Here is an 18,238-nt window from a genome sequence, read left to right as displayed (position 1 = left end):
GGTAGCAATCCGAGACGTAAATTCACGCCGATGGGAGAATGAAAATGAGCACCGAAACGCACATGAAGCAGCACTACATCGGCGGCAAATGGGTCGACAGCCAGGGCGGCAAACTCCACGAAGTCATCAACCCCGCGACCGAAGAGGCGGCCTCGACCGTCGTGCTCGGCACCGCGGCCGACGTCGATGCCGCAGTCGCCGCCGCGAAGGAGGCCTTCAAGACCTTCTCGCAAACGACGCGCGAGGAACGGCTCGACCTGCTGAACCGCATCGTCGAGGAGTATAAGAAGCGCGGCGCCGATCTCGCCAAGTCGATGGCGAGCGAAATGGGCGCCCCGGTCAGCTTCGCGGGCACCGCACAGGTCGGCGCCGGGATCGGCGGCTTCCTCGGCACGATCGCCGCGCTCAAGGATTTCAGCTTCACCGAAAAATATGCCGCGGGCGTCATCGCCTATGAACCGATCGGCGTCGTCGGCATGATCACGCCGTGGAACTGGCCGCTCAACCAGATCGCGCTGAAGGTCGCCCCGGCGCTCGCCGCCGGCAACACGATGATCCTGAAGCCGTCGGAAGAATGCCCCGGCAACGCGGTGATCTTTGCCGAAATCCTCGAAGCTGCAGGCGTCCCGCCGGGCGTGTTCAATCTCGTCCAGGGCGACGGCCCGACCGTCGGCAACGCGATCTCGTCGCACCCCGGTATCGAAATGGTCAGCTTCACCGGTTCGACCCGCGCCGGCATCCTCGTCGCCAAGGCGGCGGCTGACACCGTCAAGCGCGTCCATCAGGAACTCGGCGGCAAGTCCCCGAACATTGTCCTGCCCGACGCCGACCTTGAAGCCGTGCTGCCGCCGACGGTGCAGGGCGTGCTCGTCAACACCGGCCAGAGCTGCATCGCGCCGACCCGCATTCTCGTCCAGAAGGACCGCGAGGCCGAGGCCATCGGCGTCATCAAGGCGATGTTCGACGGCACGCAGGTGGGCGATCCGCAGGCCGAGGGCGGCCATATCGGCCCCGTCGTCAACAAGGCGCAGTATGACAAGATCCAGGGCCTGATCCAGTCGGCGATCGACGAAGGCGCGACGCTCGAAACCGGCGGCACCGGCCTGCCGTCGAACGTCAACCGCGGCTATTACATCAAGCCGACGGTCTTCTCGGGCGTCACGCGCGACATGCGCATTGCCAACGAGGAAATCTTTGGTCCCGTCGCGACGATCATGGCCTATGGCGACCTCGACGAAGCCGTCGATATCGCCAACGACACCGAATATGGCCTGTCGGCGGTCGTCTCCGGCGACCCCGCCAAGGCGGCCGAAGTCGCACCGAAGCTGCGGGCAGGCATGGTCGCGGTCAATGCGTGGGGCCCCGGTCCGGGCGCGGCGTTCGGCGGCTACAAGGCATCGGGCAACGGCCGCGAAGGCGGCGTGTTCGGCCTCAAGGATTTCATGGAAGTGAAGTCGATCAGCGGCATCCCCGCCTGATCGCATCCAAAGCCTGATTGACGTCGGGGGCGTAGCGGTTAAGCGGGCGGCATGACCACCCGCTCGCCGCTCGCCCCCGACTCTTTTCCGGCTCTCCCCGATATCGCCGGGGTGACGCGCCGCGTTGCGCGCGCGCAGTACAAGAACTGGGACCGCTGCGACCTCACCTATGTCGAGCTCGCGCCCGGCACGACCGTCGCGGGCGTCTTCACACGCAACGTCTGTTGCTCGTCCGAAGTCGAGCTCGGCCGCGAACAGGTCAAGGGCGGCACCGGCCGCGCGCTGATCGTCAACGCAGGCAACAGCAACGCCTTCACCGGCTATCGCGGCCGCGAGGCGGTCGAGCAGATCATGGAACAGGTCGCGGGCCACCTCGGCTGCGCGTCGAGCGAAGTCTTCGTCAGCTCGACAGGCGTCATCGGCGTGCCGCTGCCCAAGGACAAGGCCCGCGCCGGGGTCGAGGCTGCGCTGACGGCAGAGCCCTGCTCGTGGGAAGCGGCCGCGGAGACCATCTGCACCACCGACACCTTCGCCAAGGGCTCGACCGCGAGCGCGATCGTCGGCGACAAGACCGTCCACGTCGCGGGCATCGTGAAAGGATCGGGCATGATCGCCCCCGACATGGCGACGATGCTCGGCTATATCTTCACCGACGCCGCCGTCGCGCCTGCCCTGCTGCAGGAGATGCTGAGCGAGGCGACCGGCGGCAGCTTCAACAGCATCACCGTCGACAGCGACACCTCGACCAGCGACACGGTGCTGCTCTTCGCAACCGGACGGGCGGGCAACACGCCGCTCGCGACGCGCGACGATCCCGGCGCCGACGCACTTTACGCGGCGATCCGCGCCGTCGCGCTCGACCTCGCGCATCAGGTCGTCCGCGACGGCGAAGGCGCCTCGAAATTCATCGAAATCCAGGTCACTGGCGCGACGAGTGACGACAGCGCGAAACGCGTCGCGCTCGCCATCGCCAATTCACCGCTCGTGAAGACCGCGATCGCGGGCGAGGACGCGAACTGGGGCCGCGTCGTGATGGCGGTGGGCAAGGCCGGCGAACCCGCAGACCGCGACCGGCTCGCGATCCGCTTCGGCGACCATTGGGTCGCGAGGGACGGGCTGCCCGTCGACGGCTACGACGAAGCGCCCGTCGCGGCGCATCTGAAGGGTCTCGATATCCGCGTCGGTGCCGATCTCGGTCTGGGTGAAGGCCGCGCCACGGTATGGACCTGCGACCTGACGCACGGCTATATCAGCATCAACGCCGATTACCGGAGCTAGGCCGATGCTCACCATCTGGGGCCGCCTCAACTCGCACAACGTCAAAAAGGTCGCGTGGTTCGCGGTCGAACTCGGCCTTCCCTTCGAACGCCACGACGTCGGCGGGCAGTTCGGGATGGACGCCGCCTATCTGGCCAAGAACCCCAACGCGCTGATCCCGACGATCGAGGACGACGGCCTCATCCTGTGGGAATCGAACGCGATCCTGCGCTACCTTGCCGCACGGCATGGCGGCGAGCGCTTCTGGCCCGCCGACCCAGCGGCTCGCGCCGCCGCCGACAAATGGATGGATTGGCAGGCGGGCTATGCCGACGCCCAGCGCGACGCGTTCCTCAACATGGTTCGCAGGGCTCCGGCCGATCGCGATACCGCGGCGGTCGCCGCATCGGCGGTGCGATGTGCGAAGCAGATGGCGATACTGGATCGGGCGCTGGCGCAATCGCCCTGGCTCTCGGGCGCCGAATTCGGCATCGGCGACATTCCGATGGGCGTTTATGCCCACACATATTTCTCGATCGATATCGAGCGGCCGGCGCTGCCGTATGTCGAGGACTGGTATGCGCGTATCAGGGCGCGGCCGGGCTACGCCGAACAGGTCATGATCCCGCTGACCTGAAAACAAAAGGCCCCGGCTTTCGCCGGGGCCCGATGTTCGGTCAGAGAGCGCCTTCGAGCCAGCCCTTGAGCGCGCTCTTCGGCGCAGCGCCGACCTTGGTCTCGGCGATCTCGCCATTCTTGAACAGGATCATCGTCGGGATACCGCGCACGCCATATTTGCCCGGCGCGTCGGGATTTTCGTCGATGTTGATCTTCGCGATGACGACCTTGCCGGCGAGCTCGTCCGAGATTTCCTCGAGCGACGGGCCGATCATCTTGCACGGACCGCACCATTCGGCCCAGAAATCGACGAGGACGGGGGTGTCGCTGTCGAGCACGTCAGCCTGAAAGCTGGCGTCGGTGATGGCTTTGGTACCCATAGTCTGAACTCCTGAAATTCCTTTGGCCCCAAGCTAGGGCGTCGGCGCGTCCGGCTCAAGAGCCGAACCCGGCAAATTCGCCTTGGTTGCCAGCAAGCCGGGCTTGTGCGCGTCGAGCAGCGCGTCATCGAGCACGATCAGCCGCGGCGCAGCGGAGTAGAGCAACGCCGCCTCGACCCGCCGGCCGGGAAAGATCACGCGCAGTGCGTCGCGATAGGCCGCCATCTGACGCAGATACGCCGGCTGCACCGCTCCCGCGCTTTCGGGCACATGTCGACCGGTCTTGTAGTCGATCACCGTCACCGCTTCGTCCGTTACCAGCAGCCGATCGACGATCCCCGCAACGACCATGCCATCGACCACCGCCGACAGCGGCACCTCGGCAAGGCTGCCGGGGCCGAAGATCGCGGCGTGGGCGGGATCGTCGAGCACCGCGAGCACTTCGCCGACCATCGCCGACCGCGCCGCGTCATCGAGCGTCGGCGCCTGCAAGCCGAGCCAGCGCAGCGCCGCCTCGCGCCGCCTGTCCGCCCCGACCGGCGGCAATCGCTCGAACAATGCATGGAGCAGCAACCCGCGCTCGACCGCGGCAACGCGCGCCGCCCCCTGCGGCGGCACCGCGACATCGTCCTCGCCCAGCGCCGACGGCGCGAGCGGGCGAGGCGGCCGCGCTTCCTCGGGCGCGGGCCGGTGCGCCCATTCGGGGAGCACCAGCGCGGGCGCCGCGACCTTCGCGGCCTTCTCCTTCTTAGCCCATTTGCCGGCATTTGCGCGGTGGACGCGGCGCTGTCCCCACGCCCCCGCCTCCTCCCATTCGCTGCCCATGCCGGCGAGCACGTCCTCGACCGCCGCGTGCCAGCTTCCCTCGGGGATCGATCGGTCGGCCTTCTTCGTCACACCGGCAACGACGAGGATTTCCTCGGCGCGCGTCATCGCGACATAGAAGAGCCGCCAATGCTCCTCGGCCGCGGCCCGCGCCGCCGCCGCATGCGCATCGGCCAGCTTGCCGTGCCGCTCGTCGGCGGGCACGGCAAACACCGGCAATTTCTCCCAAGCCGCGACATCGACGCTGAACGGACGGTGCCCCACCCCGGCATCGTCGGTCGCATCGGCAAGGATCACGATCGGCGCCTGCAGGCCCTTCGACCCATGCACCGTCATCACGCGCACGACGTCGCTGCGCGCCTCGGTCTGGCGCTTGATATCGGCGGCGCTCGCCGACACCTGCGTCAGGAAGCCGAGCAGCGACACGGTCTCACGGCTCTCGAACGCCAGCGCCTGATTCAGAAGCTCGTCGATCGGATCGCGCGCTTCGCGCCCCAATCGCGCATAGAGCCGCCGCCGCCCGTCGATCGGCCCCGACAGCACCGTCTCCAGAAAGCGGAACGGCGTCGTGAAGTCGGCCATGCCGAGCAGGTGCCGCAGCGCCGCCATCGCCGCCGCGGGTACATCGCCCTCGCTCGCTCGCAGATGCTCCCACAGCGCCGCGCGGCCGCGCCCGTGCGTGCGCGCGTAAAGCTCGTCCTGCGTCCAGCCGATCAGCGGCGACACGAGAAGCGAGGCGAGATTGAGGTCGTCGAGCGGCTGCACCGCGAAGCGCATCGCTGCGATCAGGTCCTGTACCGCAAGCGGCTGGGTCAGCGCGAAGCGATCGACGCCCGCGACGGGCACATGCAACGCCTGCAACCGCGCGACGATCCGCGCCGCCAGATCGCGGCGGCGGCGCACGAGGATCATGATATCGCCCGGCAGGACGGGCCGTCCGTCCTTGCCGTTCGCGATCCAGTCCTGCACCTCGTCCGCGATCGCTTTCGCGAGCCGCATCGAGGCGGGATCCGAAGCGGGCGCGCTCCCGTCGCCCTCTCCTTCGCCGCCGTCGTCGTCGGCCGCGGCATCGAGCGCCTTGCCCACCGGCAGCGGCTGCCACAGCTCGACCTGCCCCGCATGCACCTCACGGAATGGCCGGTGCGGCGGCTCCTCGCCGTCGAGCCCCATTGCCGCGGCACCGCCCGCCGCGAGCCAGGCATCGACCACCGACAGCACCGCCGGGGTCGAGCGATAATTGGAGACGAGATCGACCTGCCGGAACGGCTGCCCGCCGATCTCGCCCATCGCGTGGAACATGTCGCGCGCGGTTGCGAAGGCCTTGGGCTCGGTCCCCTGAAAGCCGAAGATCGCCTGCTTGCGGTCGCCGACGGTGAAGAGCGTGCGGATGCGCTCCTCCTTCGCCCCGACGCCTGCGAAAAACTCCTCGGCCAGCGACAGCACGATGCCCCACTGGCGCATATTCGTATCCTGCGCCTCGTCGACGAGGATGTGGTCGGTGCGCTGGTCGAGCTTGAAGCGCACCCATTCGCCGAAGCTGCTGACGCGCAGCAGCGATCCCGCGAGCGTGATCAGATCGTCGAAATCGGCCAGCCCCTGCTCGCGCTTGGCGAGGGCATAGCCCTCGACAAAGCGGCTCCCGAGTTTCCACGCGGCTGCGAGATCGTCCGCCACGCGCATCGCGGTCGCCGTCCCGAGCAGCCTTTGCACCGCATCGACGATCCGCACGGCGCTGTCGACGCAATCGGTCATCTTGCCCTTGTCGCCCGCGAAATCGGCGCGCAGCTCGCCCTTGCCGGTCAGGAAACAGCCGAGCAGTTCGCCAAGCATCGCGGCGCGCTTCGCCGGATCGGCGATCAGCCAGCCGATCATCACATCGTTGCACGCCAGCCCCGTCTTGGTGCCCCAGTCGGCCCCGCTCGCCGCGACCGCCCTGATATCGCCCTCGTCGATCACCCCCGCCGCAAGCTCGCTTGTCACCCACGCATCGGGATCGCCGCCCGGCAGGTCGAACGCCGCGCGCAGGTCATGCGCCGACGGCGGCAACGCCGCACGCGGCCCGCCGAACACGCTCGCGCAACTCGACAGGAAAGACAGCGCCGCATCCTGCCCCAGCCGCCGCGACAGCATCGCCGCCGCCTCGCGCAGCACCGCGCGCTCGTCATCCTCTTCGAGCAGGCGGCTGAGCACCTGCCGCTGCAACGCCCCTGCCTCATCCTCCTCGATCGCCCGAAAGCCCGGAAGCAGCTTCGCCTCGAGCGGGAAACTCGCGAGCAAAGTCTGACAGAAGGCGTGGATCGTCTGCACCCGGATCGCGCCGCCCGGGCTGTCGATCACCGTCGCGAACAGGGATCGCGCGCGCGTCATCAGCCCCGGCCGGTCCCACTCCAGACCCAGCGCACGGAGGTCGAGCCGTAGATCGCCGTCGTCCATCCGCACCCACGCCGCGAGCCGCTCGTGGATGCGGTGCGCCATCTCGGCCGCGCCCGCCTTCGTGAAGGTAATGCAGAGGATCGCTTCCGGCGATACCCCGTCGAGCATCAGCCGCAGCACGCGCGCTGACAGCACCTGCGTCTTCCCCGTCCCCGCCGACGCGCCGAGCCAGACATGGCTTTCGGGATCGGCGGCGGCGCCCTGCCGCGGGTCGAGCGTTGCAAGGCCGGACGGCTTGCTCATGTGCCCTCCTCCCCGCGCCCAAACCATTCGTCGCGGCGCATCAGCTGATCGTATTCGCCATAGCCCGCGGCTTCGCCCGGCACGAAGGGCGCGTCGCCGAACAGGTAGAGCGCCGCGAGCTCCGCCAGCGCATCGGCGGCATGATCGATCGCCTGCCCGGCATTCTTGAGGTCGCTGCGCGAGCCATATGTGTTCGATATCTTCCCCGCACCGCCCGCGCGGCGATCGGGCCGCAGACTCCAATATTCGAGCGCCTCGACCGGCGCCGCAGCGACATCCGCCATCCCGCCCTCGCGCGCGATCAGCCCGAGCAGGCCGAGCTGGTTGTCGAGCTTGTCAAACGCCGCCTTCGCGCTCGGCGCACCGCCCGATTTATAGTCGACGATCGACAGCCGCCCCTGATCGTCGCGGTCGATCCGGTCGGCCTTGCCGTGCAGCGTCAGGCCGTCCGCGACATATTCGCCCCGCACCTCGACATCGACAGGCGTGCGATCTTCGCGATCCCAGACCTGCGCCGCCGCCCAGCGCAACGCCGGCTCGATCCGCGGCAGCCAGAAAGCGCGCGCGATCGCATCGAGCGCGGCATCCTCGCGCAACGCCACCAGCTCTGCCTCGAACCCGTCGCGCGTTGCGCCGCCGCGCACCCAATCCTCGAACAGCCGATGCACCCGCGTCCCGCGCCAGCGCGGATCGGGCGCGGCGCTCAGCGGATCGAGCGCCGACAGACCGAGCATCTGGTTCGCATAATAGCCAAAGGGATCGCGCGCGAGCCGATCGACCGCGGTCACGCTGATCCTGCGCGGGCGGTCGTCGACCGGCGGCCGCGGCGCGGGCCTGCCCACCGGCTGCGCACCGCCCGCAGGCAGATCGAGTTCGGCCGCGAGCCGGGTCAGCGCGACACCCCCCGGCATCGGCTCGGGCAGATCGCCCGCCAGCGCCGCCAGCCGCAACCAGAAGCGCGACGCCACCGCCGGATCGCCGCCGCTTCGGTGCGCGCGTGTGACGACGATCTCGCGCGCCGCCAGCGCGCTCGCGAAATCATGCGCCGCCATCCCCTGCTGCCGCTCGGGCGCGGGCAGGCCGAGCAGGCGCCTGATGCCCGGCGCGAGCCATGGATCGGGCTGCGTCGCCGCGGGCCAGCGCCCCTCGTCGAGCCCGCCGAGGATCATCAGGTCGGCGCGCTGCAACCGCGCCTCCAGCAAGCCCCAGATGAACAGGCGCGGATGCCCCCCATAGGGCGGCCGTACGCTCGCCTGCGCGAGCAGCTGGCCCAGCATATCGGGAAAGTCGGCGGGATCGACGAGCGCCGGCCCGTCGCCGCGCGCCAGCGCCCATTGGTCGAACAGTTCGGCGAGCATCCGCCCCGCCGGTCCCGCCCAGACCGCGTCGCCGGTGAGCCATTCGGCCGCCTGCTGCAGCGCCGCCAGCAAGGTCGCTGGCGGCGTCGGCCCGGAGAAGGGTGCCAGCGCCGCGCTCAGTGCCGCCGACACCTCGTCCCACCAAGGCAGCAATTGCAACGCCAAGCCATGCCCGCGTGCTTTCGGATCGGCGACGCGTTCGGCAATCCGCGCGCTCACCCCGTCCCATCCCGGAAGCAGCCCCGGCTCGCGCAGAATCAGGTCGAGCCGCCGCAGCTGATCGAGCCACGCCGTCCGCCCTTCGCCCTTGCGCACCAGCGGATGCCCCAGCAGCGACACCAGCGCGACCGGATCGAACTCCGCCGCGAGCTTAGCCAGCAACAACAGCAACGCCCCCGGCGGCGTCCGCGACAAGGGCTGCCCCGCACTGTCGTCGACCGAAATCCCCCAGCGCGCGAGCGCCGCCGCGACGCGCTCGGCCAGCCCGCGGTCGGGCGTCACCAGCGCCGCGGTCCGCCCCGGCGTCTCGATCGCCTCGCGCATCAGCAGCGCGATCCCCTGCGCCTCCTGCCCGTCGTCGGCGAACACCGTCCCCGAAATCCCTGCGGCCGCTGCCGACAGGTCGCCCGCCGCCTGCCACTGCGCGGTATAATCGGCCGGCGCGAAGAGCAGCGAGACGAAGGAGGTGCGCGCGGCGGGACCGTCGAATTCCGAGGTCGCCTCCCACTCGACCACTTCGTCGCGGCTCGCGCCCATCCGGTCGAGCAGCAGCTTCAGATGATATTGTGGATGCGTCTCCAGCGGCCGCGCCGGATTTTCGGGATCGGGCCGCGTCGGGCCGAGCGCTCCCCACTCGTCGGTCGCCATCAGCCGGTCGACGCCCGGCAGCACGACCATCCCGCGCTCCATATCGGCGACCGTGCGCAGCAACCGCGCGATCGCGGGCGCGGCCGTCGTGATACCCGCCGCAACAACAAAGCGCGCGGGCGGCATCGCGCGCCACCCTTCGGTCACACGATCGAGCAGCCGGTTGCGCCGTTCGGCGCGGTCGATGCTCCCGGTCTTCGCGAGCACCGCCGGCCAATGATCGACGAGCAGCCGCAGCCGTCCGAGCGACGCCTGCCAATGTCCGGCGAACGCCCCGAGGTCGAGGTCGACGAGATCGCCGACGCGCACCTCCTCATAATGCAACTGATCGATCACCCGCGCGAGCCCGTCGGCAAGCTGGAAGGCCGCCGCGCCTGCAATCGGCGCTTCGCCCGCCGGCGTGTGGCGCTCGATCAGCTCGGCAAGCAGCAGGCGCCGCCGCAACGCATCGATCGCGGGCGGTAGCGGATCATCGTCGATGGCATCGAGCGCCAGCGCGACGCTTTCATCGAGATCGGCGTCGCCGATCACCGCGAGCCGCGGCATCAGCAGCCCCGTCCCGCCCGCGCGCACGAACGCCGCCTGCACCGCGCTCCGCGCGCGGTTGCTCGGCAACAGGATCAGCCCCTCGGCCAGCCCCAGAGCGCCGTCTGCAAACTCCGCGATAATTCCGGCGGCGAGCGCGTCGGCGAAGGCCCGGTGGACCGGGATCGAAAAAATGCGCGGCTTCGCGTCAGCCATCCGTCAGCGCGGCTTCGGTCGGCGCAATCGCCGCAGGCGTCCCGACATCGAACCACTGCCCCATATGCGACAGGCCATAGAGCCGTCCCGCGGCGATCGCGCGGTCCCAGAAGATATTGGTCGAAAAGGCCGCCTCGGGCGCATCGACGAGCAGCCGCCGCGACACGAGCTGGATGCCGGTATAGACGAAGGGCGCGATCCGCCCCGGCTTGCGCCGCGACAATTGGCCGTTGGGATCCATATGGAAATCGCCCTTGCCGCCGTGCCCTGCCGCGCTCGCCTGCCGGATGACCAGCAGCAGCGCGTCCATCTTCGTATCGTCCCAGTGCCGGGCGAGGTTGGCGATGCTGTCCTGCGGCCCGTCGGTCCAGATATTGTCGCTGTTGACGATCAGGATCGGGTCGCCGGTGAGCAGCGGCAGCGCCTTCATCATCCCGCCGCCGGTTTCGAGCAATTGCGTCCGCTCGTCCGACACCGCGATCGTGAAGCTGCGCTTCTGCGCCGCCAGATGCGCTTCGAGCGCGTCGGCGAGATAATGGACGTTGACGACGACATGGCCGATACCCGCCGCCTCGATCCGGTCGAGGCTGTGATCGATCAGCGCCTTGCCCGCGACGCGCACCAACGGCTTCGGCCGCGTCGCGGTCAGCGGGCGCATCCGCTTGCCGATCCCCGCCGCCATCACCATCGCGCTTTCGATCTTCGCCGTCACAACCAAGCCTCCGCCCGTTTCGAAACGGGGACATTGGCGTCAAACCATTGCCGAACGGGGACAAGCGCCGGATGCTGCAAATCGCGTTCGAGCAGCCCCCACATCCGCGGCTGGAACTGGCGGTATCCGGGCTTGCCGTCGCGCTTCCACAGCCGGACGAAGACGCCGAGGATGCGCGTGTTGCGCTGCGCCGCGAGCGCCCAATAGGCGTTGCGGTACGTCTCGCCCTGCCCCGTCGCCGCGACATAGCGGTCGAGCATCGCCGCCTCGACGCTCGGCGTCACGTCGCGCCGCGCGTCTTCAAGCACCGAGGCGAGATCATAGGCCGGATGTCCGACGAGCGCGTCCTGAAAATCGAGCAGGCCGTAATGCGCGATCCCGTCCTGCCCCTGCACCAGCATGATATTCTCGGCATGGAAATCGCGGAGTACCGTGACGCGCGGCAGACCGTCGCTTTCGACCGGCGCCAGTGCCGCTTCCCACGCCGCGCCGAACCCGTCGCGGTCGACCTCCAGATCGAGCGCCGGACAATACCAGTCGGTGAACAGCATCACTTCATCGAGCCACTGTTCGAGCCCGTGTACCGGCAGCCCCGCCATCGCCGGACGCGCATGCAGGTGAACCAGCAGGTCGGTCACGCCGGCATAATAGTCGGCTTCCTTGTGCAGCGCTTCGTCGACCGTTTCGCGCAGCCGCACATCGCCGAAATCCTCGATCAGCAGCAGCCCCTGCTCGAGGTCGCGCGCGATGATCGTCGGCGCGTTCAGCCCCTGGTCGCACAGGAATTCCGCAATCGCGATGAACGGACGCGGGTCCTCGTGCGGCGGCGGCGCGTCCATCAGCACCGCCTGCCGGTCGCCGTCGACGACGCGGAAATAACGGCGGAAGGACGCGTCCCCCGCGAGCGGCAAAATCCGGGCGTCACCCCAGCCATGAGCGGCGAGGAACGCCGGGGCGTGGGCGGGCGGAATCATCGGAGCGGCCATCGCGCTTCCCAAGCCGCCGGCACTTCGGCTGTCAAGACGCGCGCGTCGCCTTCACCCGAAATCCGCAAGGTCAACGCCTCGGGCCAGCCCTGCGCACCAAGTCGCTCGGGCCATTCGATCAGCAACGCGCCGTCATAGAGATAATCGTCGAGCCCGAGTTCGATCAGCTCGTCCTCTTCCTCGATGCGGTAGAGATCGACATGTGCGATCGCCAGATCGACCTCGGGCGGCGCATAGGGCTGGACGATCGCGAAAGTCGGGCTCGGCGCTTCGCCGGCAAGCCCGCGCTGTTTCAGGATCGCGCGCGCCAGCGTGGTCTTGCCCGCCCCCAGATCGCCCGATAGCAGCACAACGTCCCCGGGCATCAGCGCCGCGCCGATCGCCTCGCCGATCCGTCCGGCCTCCTCCAGCGAATAATCGGCACGGAAATTCACGCGCGCGGCAGGCTCACGCGCACCAGCGTCCCCTGCCCCTTCTCGCTCATCACCTCCATCGTTCCGCCGTGCGCGGCGACGAGCTGGCGCGCGAGCGCGAGCCCGATCCCGCCGGTCTGGGTGCCAGCCTGCGTGCCCTTGGTCACCGCAGCGACCGCTTCGGGCATCCCGGGGCCATTGTCGGAAACGACGATCTCGACCCCCCTGTCATCGCCGTCGGCGTGGAGCAGCACGCGCCCGCTGCCGCGCTTGACCGGCGCAGTGAAGCGGATCGCATTGTCGAGCAGTCCGCCGATCACGCGTCCCAGCCGCGACGCATCGCCTTCGATCACGCCAAGCGTCGCCGAAAGCTGGCTGGCGAGCTCCATCTTCTCCGCATCGGCGAGGATTCTCGCTTCGGCGAGCGCCTTGTCGAGCAGCGCGCGGACGTCGACCGGCGCGCGTTCGACGGCAAGCGTCCCCGCCTCGCCCTGCGCAAGGTCGAGCACATTGTCGATCTGGCGCCCGAGCACACCGACCGAATCCATGATCGCGTCGACATACGCCTTGGCGGGCGCGGGCAGTTCACCCGCATAGCCCGCCTGCAGCATCTCTCCGAAGCCGCCGATCGAGGTCAGCGGCGTGCGAAGTTCATAGCTCATGCGCGAGAGGAAAGCGGTCTTGACCTTGTCGGCCGCCTCGAGCGCCTCGTTGCGTTCACGCAGCGCGCCTTCCATCTTCCGGCTCGCGGTGATGTCGAGCATGATCAGCAGCGCATTGCCGTCGGGCAGCGGGATCGACGCAAAGTCGAAATGACGCCCGTCGGCGAAGCGGACCTCGCCGACACGTTGCGTGCGCTCCAGCGTCGCGGCGCGGATCACTTCCTGCACGATGCTGATCTGGTTGGGCTTGGCGAGCCGGTCGGCGAGCCCGCCCATCAGCACGTCGACGCGCGGATGCGCCGCGAGCGTGTGCTCCTCGACATTCCACAGCCGGCGGAAGCGCTGGTTCCACAGGTGCAGACGCCCGTCGGGGGCGAACACCGCGACCGCTTCGAACAGATTGTCGAAGGTCGCCGTGCGCACCCGCAGCAACGTGTCGCGCGCACCGGCCAGCTGTACCTGTTCGGTGCGGTCCTCGGCGATCAACAGCAGGCCGCCATCGGGGGTCGGCTGCGCGACGACGTGCAGGTGCGTCCCGTCGCGCAGCAGCCACTCCTCCTCGCTCGCCTCGGCGCGTGCGAACCAGTCGACATGCGCCTGCCGCCATTCGGGATAGTCGCGCACCTCGGGGGTCCGTCCCCCCTCGCGCCAGAGGTCGAGCAACCGGGCAAAGGGGCGCGCCTCGGACACATCCTCCGCCGACAGGTCGAACAGGCGCCGGAACGGCTGGTTCGCGAAGACAAGCCCCTGATCGGGGCCGAACTGCGCGACCGCGGCCGACAGCCGGTCGAGCAGCTCGCGCTGGGTGTTGACGAAGCGGCGATGCGCGCCGCGCTCGCTTTCGAGCTCCTGGATGTCGATGGCATAGCCCGCGATCCCGATCACGCGGCCACCTTCGGGCGCCAGCGGAACGTCGACGACGCGCATGATTCGCCGCTCGCCCTCGATCGTCACGGGCACGGTTCGCTGTTGCGCCGATCCCGCAGCGCGCGCCGCTTCGGCGGCATCGCTCGCGCTGACCCCCGCGATCGGCTCGCACAGTTCGATCCCGCCCTCGATCACCGTCCCGGCGCTCTTCGCCTCGACCGCGCGGACATAGGCATTGTTGACGAGCGCGAGCCGCATGTCGCTCTCGCGGAACCACATCGGGAAGGGCGCGGCCTCGATCAGACCCGACAGCGCCTCGAACGCCGCCATCGCCTCGTCGCGCTCGTGCCGCGCCTGCGCCAGCGACTGCTGCCCGTCGGTCGCGTCGCTCATCCAGAGGAGGACGCTGCCGGGTCCGCCGACCGCGGGCGGTGCCGCGGCGCCGTGAAAGACGATCGTCCGGCTGCTGCCCTGCGGCCTCACGCTGAGGACGAAAGGCTTTGCCCCGCGCTGCGCGCCGAGGATCGCCTGTCGCAACTGCTCGTGCCCGGCCGGGTCGAGTCCCGCGTCGAGCCCGCGCAATTCGTCGAAATTGCGCGGTCCCTGCGCCAGACCGAGCCAGCGTCCGAGCCGCTCGCTCGCCTCGATCCGCCAGTCGGCGCGGACGATCACCGGCAGCTGCGGCGATGCCTCGACCAGACTGGCAAGCCGCTCGGTCTGCCCGGCGACGAACGCCGAACGGCGCTGCATCGCAATCCCGCGGCCGACCGCCCACACCCCGGCGAGCAGCCAGAGCGCGACGAACAGCCCGACGGCAAAGAGCGCCCCCGACGACAAGGTCATGGGAGCGCCACCGCGGGAGAGGAGGGATGGGCCGACGGGCGAATTGCCATCCGACCGCCCTATCGCCTGTATCCGCCGGTTTCAATCGCCCGGCGTCAGGCCGGGCGATGCGGGCGGTTATCGGCCGCCCGGAAGGCTGTGGCTTTCGAGTCACACAAATTTCTAAAATTGTCGCAAATTGTCGCGCGCGCTTGATTTGATGTTAAAGCTCTGGAACCCTTGGTTTTGCTCGGGTTGTCCCCCCAAAAGTCCGGGAGCGCGCTTGACCTTGTGTTAAGGCCTGTCGGGCAAGAGGCTGCCTGAACGATCAAAAAACCAGGGAACAGCTATATGAAAATGATTCAAGGGACTGCGCTTCGGGCGCGGCGGCAACTCGGTTTGGCAAGCCTTTCGGCACTCGCGGTCATGCTCGCGGCGCCGGCACACGCACAGGACGAGGTGCAGGGCGACCAGCAGGCGGACGAAACCGCGGACAGCGCCGACACCGGCGAAGCGATCATCGTCACCGGTTCGCGCATTCGCAGGCCCAACCTTGAATCGCAGGTTCCCGTCGTATCCGTCGGCGGCGAGGAGTTCTTCCAGCAGGGCCGCACCTCGATCGGCGACGTTCTCAACGACCTGCCGTCGCTGCGCAGCACGATCGGCCAGTCGAACTCGACGCGCTTCCTCGGCACCTCGGGTCTCAACATCCTCGACCTTCGCGGCCTCGGCACCCAGCGCACGCTCGTGCTGCAGAACGGCCGCCGTCACGTCGGTTCGGACATCCTCAGCAACGCGGTCTCGGTCGATACCAACCAGATCCCGACCGACCTCATCGAACGCGTCGACATCGTCACGGGCGGCAGCTCGGCCATCTATGGTTCGGACGCGATCGCGGGCGTCGTCAACTTCGTGCTGAAGCGCGACTTCGACGGCCTCCAGATCCGCGGCCAGTCGGGCATCAGCCAGCATGGCGACGCCGGCCAATATTATGTCAGCGGCGTGTGGGGCACCAACTTCGCCGAGGGCCGCGGCAACGTGGCGGTCAACGTCGAATATGCCCGCCAGGAAGACTGGTACGCCTCGCAGCGCAAGTCGTATCGCACCCAGAACACCTTCGTCCAGGTCGACAGCGATCCGTCGGGCCTGACCAACGGCAGCGACGGCATCCCCGACTCGGTCTTCACGCGCGATGTTCGCAGCGGCCTCTATTCGAACGGCGGCACGTTCCTCGGCTGCTGCGATGCGAGCGGCAATTATCTGCAGCCCTATCTCTTCCGCCCCGATGGCACGCTGACGCCGCAGACCGGCGATTTCATCGGCGTCCAGGCCTATCCGACCGTGGTCGGCGGCGACGGCAACAATTTCCGCGACGGCACCCAGACGGGCTTCTCGCCGGCGCTCGACCGCGTCAGCGTCAACCTGATCGGTCACTTCACCGTCAGCGACGCCTTCGAGCCCTTCATCGAAGCGAAATATGTCCGGACCAATTCGCTCGGCAACGCCAGCGGCCCGTTCTTCTTCTCGGGCGGCACCACCGGCTCGCCGCGTGAAGTGTTCAACACCGACAACCCGTATCTGAACCCGCAGGCGCGCCAGTTCCTGCTCGACTATTACGGTTCGGCGACCGACGTGCCCTTCTATTTCCAGAAGAACGTCGTCGATCTCGGCAACCGCGAGGAAAAGGCGCAGCGCGAAACCTTCCGCATCGTCGCCGGTGCCCGCGGCACCTTCAACGACGACTGGACCTATGAAGTTTCGGGCAACTACGGCGAGTTCACCGAGTCGACCCGCATTCTCGGCAACCTGAACGTCCAGCGCTTCCTGCTGGCGATCGACGCGGTCGATCAGGGCCTGTTCCAGAATGGCGTCGCCAACGGCAATATCGTCTGCCGCGCGCAGGTCGATCCGACCGCCGCGATCGCGTTCGAAGGTGCACGCCTGCCCGCCTATGCGCAGGCCCAGCTCGCGAACGACGTCGCCGCCTGTAAGCCGGCGAACATGTTCGGCGAGGGCAATATCTCGCAAGACGCCAAGAACTACATGATCCAGGACACGGTCTCGCGCGGCAAGATCACGCAGCTCGTGTTCAGCGGCTTCCTCAGCGGCGATTCGAGCCAGTGGTTCGAACTGCCCGGCGGCCCTGTCGGCTTCGCGATCGGCGCCGAATATCGCCGCGAGACGAACGACTATACGCAGGATCCGCTCGTCGACGCGGGTCTGACCTTCTACAACGCGATCCCGACCTTCAACCCGCCGGCGTTCGAAGTGAAGGAAATCTATGGCGAACTTCGCGTCCCGATCCTCGCCAACATGCCCTTCTTCCACGAACTGACGCTCACCGGCGCCGGTCGTATCGCGGACTACAAGGGCAAGACCGGGACCGTGTACGCCTATAACGGCGGCGTCGAATGGTCGCCGATCGAGGATATCCGCTTCCGCGCGCAATATGCCCGTTCGGTGCGCGCACCGAACCTGACCGAGCTTTACACGCCTGCCGGTCAGAATTTCGCGCCGGGCTTCGCGGATCCGTGCGACGTCAACAATATCGGTGACGCGCCGAACCGTGCCGCCAACTGCGCCGCTGCGGGCATTCCGAACGGAACCGCGATCCCGTATCTGCAGTCGCTGCCGTACCTGTCGGGCGGCAACCCCGATCTGGATGCAGAAAAGTCCGATTCGTGGACGATCGGCGGCGTCTTCCAGCCGCGCTTCCTGCCCGGCTTCTCGGCGTCGGTCGACTATTACAACATCACAGTGAACAACGTGATCGTCCCGCTCGACGCGCAGACGATCGTCGATGCCTGCTATGATTCGGAATCGACCGTCAATTCCTTCTGCGGCCTTTTCACCCGCAACGGCAACGGCACCGGCCCGAACCAGGAGGCGCCGTACCAGATCATCTCGAACAGCCTGCTGTCGGGACCGGTCAACTTCGCGAAGCTGAAGGTTCGCGGGATCGACGTCGAAGCTGCCTATCGCAAGAATTTCGGCAACTTCTCGCTCAACACGCGCATCCAGTACACGCACGTTCTCCAGAACGACAATTTCCTCGATCCGCTCTTCCCGACCGTCGCCGACCGCGTGCGGTACGAGCTGGGCGATCCGGCGGATGCGTTCAACTGGAACGTCGAACTGAAGCACGGCAAGGTGACCTTCGGTTACCAGATGCGCTATATCGGCAAGATGACGCCGGGCGCGGTCGAGAACATCCAGTCGGTTCAGGGTCGCCCGCCGGAGAATGAGGATGCGTTCGACATCCGCTACTATCCGGACGTGATCTATCACGACCTGCGTCTGCAGGTTGATGTGAACGACAAGTTCAACGCCTATTTCGGCGTCGACAACGTCGGCAACCGCCTGCCCCCCTATGGCCTCACCGGCATCGGCGGCGGCAGCGGCATCTACAACAATATCGGCCGCTTCTTCTACGCGGGCGCCGTCGCCAAATTCTGACGGACAGCCTTTCGGGGCGAAGGAAAGGACCGGGAGCCGCGCTCCCGGTCCTTTTTTTGTGGCGCGGCGGGGTAGCCGGCGGCAAGAAGGCCGCAATGTCCCTGTCCTCCGGAACCTGCT

11 protein-coding genes are annotated in these 18,238 nt (G+C 68.0%); 4 read left to right on the top strand and 7 right to left on the bottom strand.

The genetic code is table 11. The features are described 5' to 3' along the window. The first annotated feature begins 44 nt into the window (after positions 1-44). From L7H23_RS13430 to L7H23_RS13420, 3 genes are read left to right on the top strand one after another with little or no spacing between them, the layout of a single operon-like run. Complete coding sequence (locus tag L7H23_RS13430; protein ID WP_237836372.1) at positions 45-1,478, top strand: aldehyde dehydrogenase family protein; 1,434 nt, start codon at positions 45-47, stop codon at positions 1,476-1,478. Positions 1,479-1,529: 51 nt separating this feature from the next. Next, positions 1,530-2,756 (top strand): bifunctional glutamate N-acetyltransferase/amino-acid acetyltransferase ArgJ, encoded by a 1,227-nt coding sequence (argJ, locus tag L7H23_RS13425; RefSeq protein WP_237836371.1) that lies wholly within the window; start codon positions 1,530-1,532, stop codon positions 2,754-2,756. Positions 2,757-2,760: 4 nt separating this feature from the next. Further along, entirely contained in the window at positions 2,761-3,372 is a 612-nt protein-coding gene (locus L7H23_RS13420) for a glutathione S-transferase family protein (RefSeq protein WP_237836370.1), read from the top strand. 40 nt (positions 3,373-3,412) lie between these two features. Here L7H23_RS13420 and trxA read toward each other — a convergent pair whose 3' ends face one another. From trxA to L7H23_RS13385, 7 genes are read right to left on the bottom strand one after another with little or no spacing between them, the layout of a single operon-like run. Then, on the bottom strand, positions 3,413-3,733 hold the full coding sequence (gene trxA / locus L7H23_RS13415; protein ID WP_237836369.1) for a thioredoxin TrxA: 321 nt from the start codon (positions 3,731-3,733) through the stop codon (positions 3,413-3,415). 33 nt (positions 3,734-3,766) lie between these two features. Continuing rightward, entirely contained in the window at positions 3,767-7,234 is a 3,468-nt protein-coding gene (addA, locus tag L7H23_RS13410; RefSeq protein ID WP_237836368.1) for a double-strand break repair helicase AddA, read from the bottom strand. Then, complete coding sequence (gene addB, locus L7H23_RS13405; protein ID WP_237836367.1) at positions 7,231-10,200, bottom strand: double-strand break repair protein AddB; 2,970 nt, start codon at positions 10,198-10,200, stop codon at positions 7,231-7,233. Before addB ends, addA begins: the two co-directional genes overlap by 4 nt. After that, a complete protein-coding gene (locus L7H23_RS13400; protein WP_237836366.1) occupies positions 10,193-10,912 on the bottom strand; it encodes a nucleotidyltransferase family protein in 720 nt (239 codons plus the stop codon). Before L7H23_RS13400 ends, addB begins: the two co-directional genes overlap by 8 nt. Then, a complete protein-coding gene (locus L7H23_RS13395; protein ID WP_237836365.1) occupies positions 10,909-11,898 on the bottom strand; it encodes a phosphotransferase in 990 nt (329 codons plus the stop codon). The genes L7H23_RS13400 and L7H23_RS13395 overlap by 4 nt, the downstream gene beginning before the upstream one ends. Then, a complete protein-coding gene (tsaE, locus tag L7H23_RS13390) occupies positions 11,883-12,332 on the bottom strand; it encodes a tRNA (adenosine(37)-N6)-threonylcarbamoyltransferase complex ATPase subunit type 1 TsaE (protein WP_237836364.1) in 450 nt (149 codons plus the stop codon). The genes L7H23_RS13395 and tsaE overlap by 16 nt, the downstream gene beginning before the upstream one ends. Beyond that, a complete protein-coding gene (locus L7H23_RS13385; protein WP_237836363.1) occupies positions 12,329-14,683 on the bottom strand; it encodes a PAS domain-containing sensor histidine kinase in 2,355 nt (784 codons plus the stop codon). The genes tsaE and L7H23_RS13385 overlap by 4 nt, the downstream gene beginning before the upstream one ends. 330 nt (positions 14,684-15,013) lie before the next feature. Here L7H23_RS13385 and L7H23_RS13380 point away from each other — a divergent pair, with 330 nt between their 5' ends. Further along, on the top strand, positions 15,014-18,118 hold the full coding sequence (locus L7H23_RS13380) for a TonB-dependent receptor (protein WP_237836362.1): 3,105 nt from the start codon (positions 15,014-15,016) through the stop codon (positions 18,116-18,118). The last annotated feature ends 120 nt before the right edge of the window (positions 18,119-18,238 follow it).

Origin of the sequence: Sphingopyxis sp. BSN-002 (assembly GCF_022024275.1) — a bacterium.
GTDB lineage: Bacteria > Pseudomonadota > Alphaproteobacteria > Sphingomonadales > Sphingomonadaceae > Sphingopyxis.
The sequence above is the reverse complement of the archived record's forward strand: the minus strand, read 5'-3'. Positions and strand labels throughout refer to the sequence as shown.

Coding starts and splice junctions, on each gene's coding strand:
- L7H23_RS13430 (WP_237836372.1), top strand. CDS start 45: ATGAGCACCGAAACGCACATGAAGCAGCACTACATCGGCGGCAAATGG.
- argJ (WP_237836371.1), top strand. CDS start 1,530: ATGACCACCCGCTCGCCGCTCGCCCCCGACTCTTTTCCGGCTCTCCCC.
- L7H23_RS13420 (WP_237836370.1), top strand. CDS start 2,761: ATGCTCACCATCTGGGGCCGCCTCAACTCGCACAACGTCAAAAAGGTC.
- trxA (WP_237836369.1), bottom strand. CDS start 3,733: ATGGGTACCAAAGCCATCACCGACGCCAGCTTTCAGGCTGACGTGCTC.
- addA (WP_237836368.1), bottom strand. CDS start 7,234: ATGAGCAAGCCGTCCGGCCTTGCAACGCTCGACCCGCGGCAGGGCGCC.
- addB (WP_237836367.1), bottom strand. CDS start 10,200: ATGGCTGACGCGAAGCCGCGCATTTTTTCGATCCCGGTCCACCGGGCC.
- L7H23_RS13395 (WP_237836365.1), bottom strand. CDS start 11,898: ATGGCCGCTCCGATGATTCCGCCCGCCCACGCCCCGGCGTTCCTCGCC.
- L7H23_RS13385 (WP_237836363.1), bottom strand. CDS start 14,683: ATGACCTTGTCGTCGGGGGCGCTCTTTGCCGTCGGGCTGTTCGTCGCG.
- L7H23_RS13380 (WP_237836362.1), top strand. CDS start 15,014: ATGAAAATGATTCAAGGGACTGCGCTTCGGGCGCGGCGGCAACTCGGT.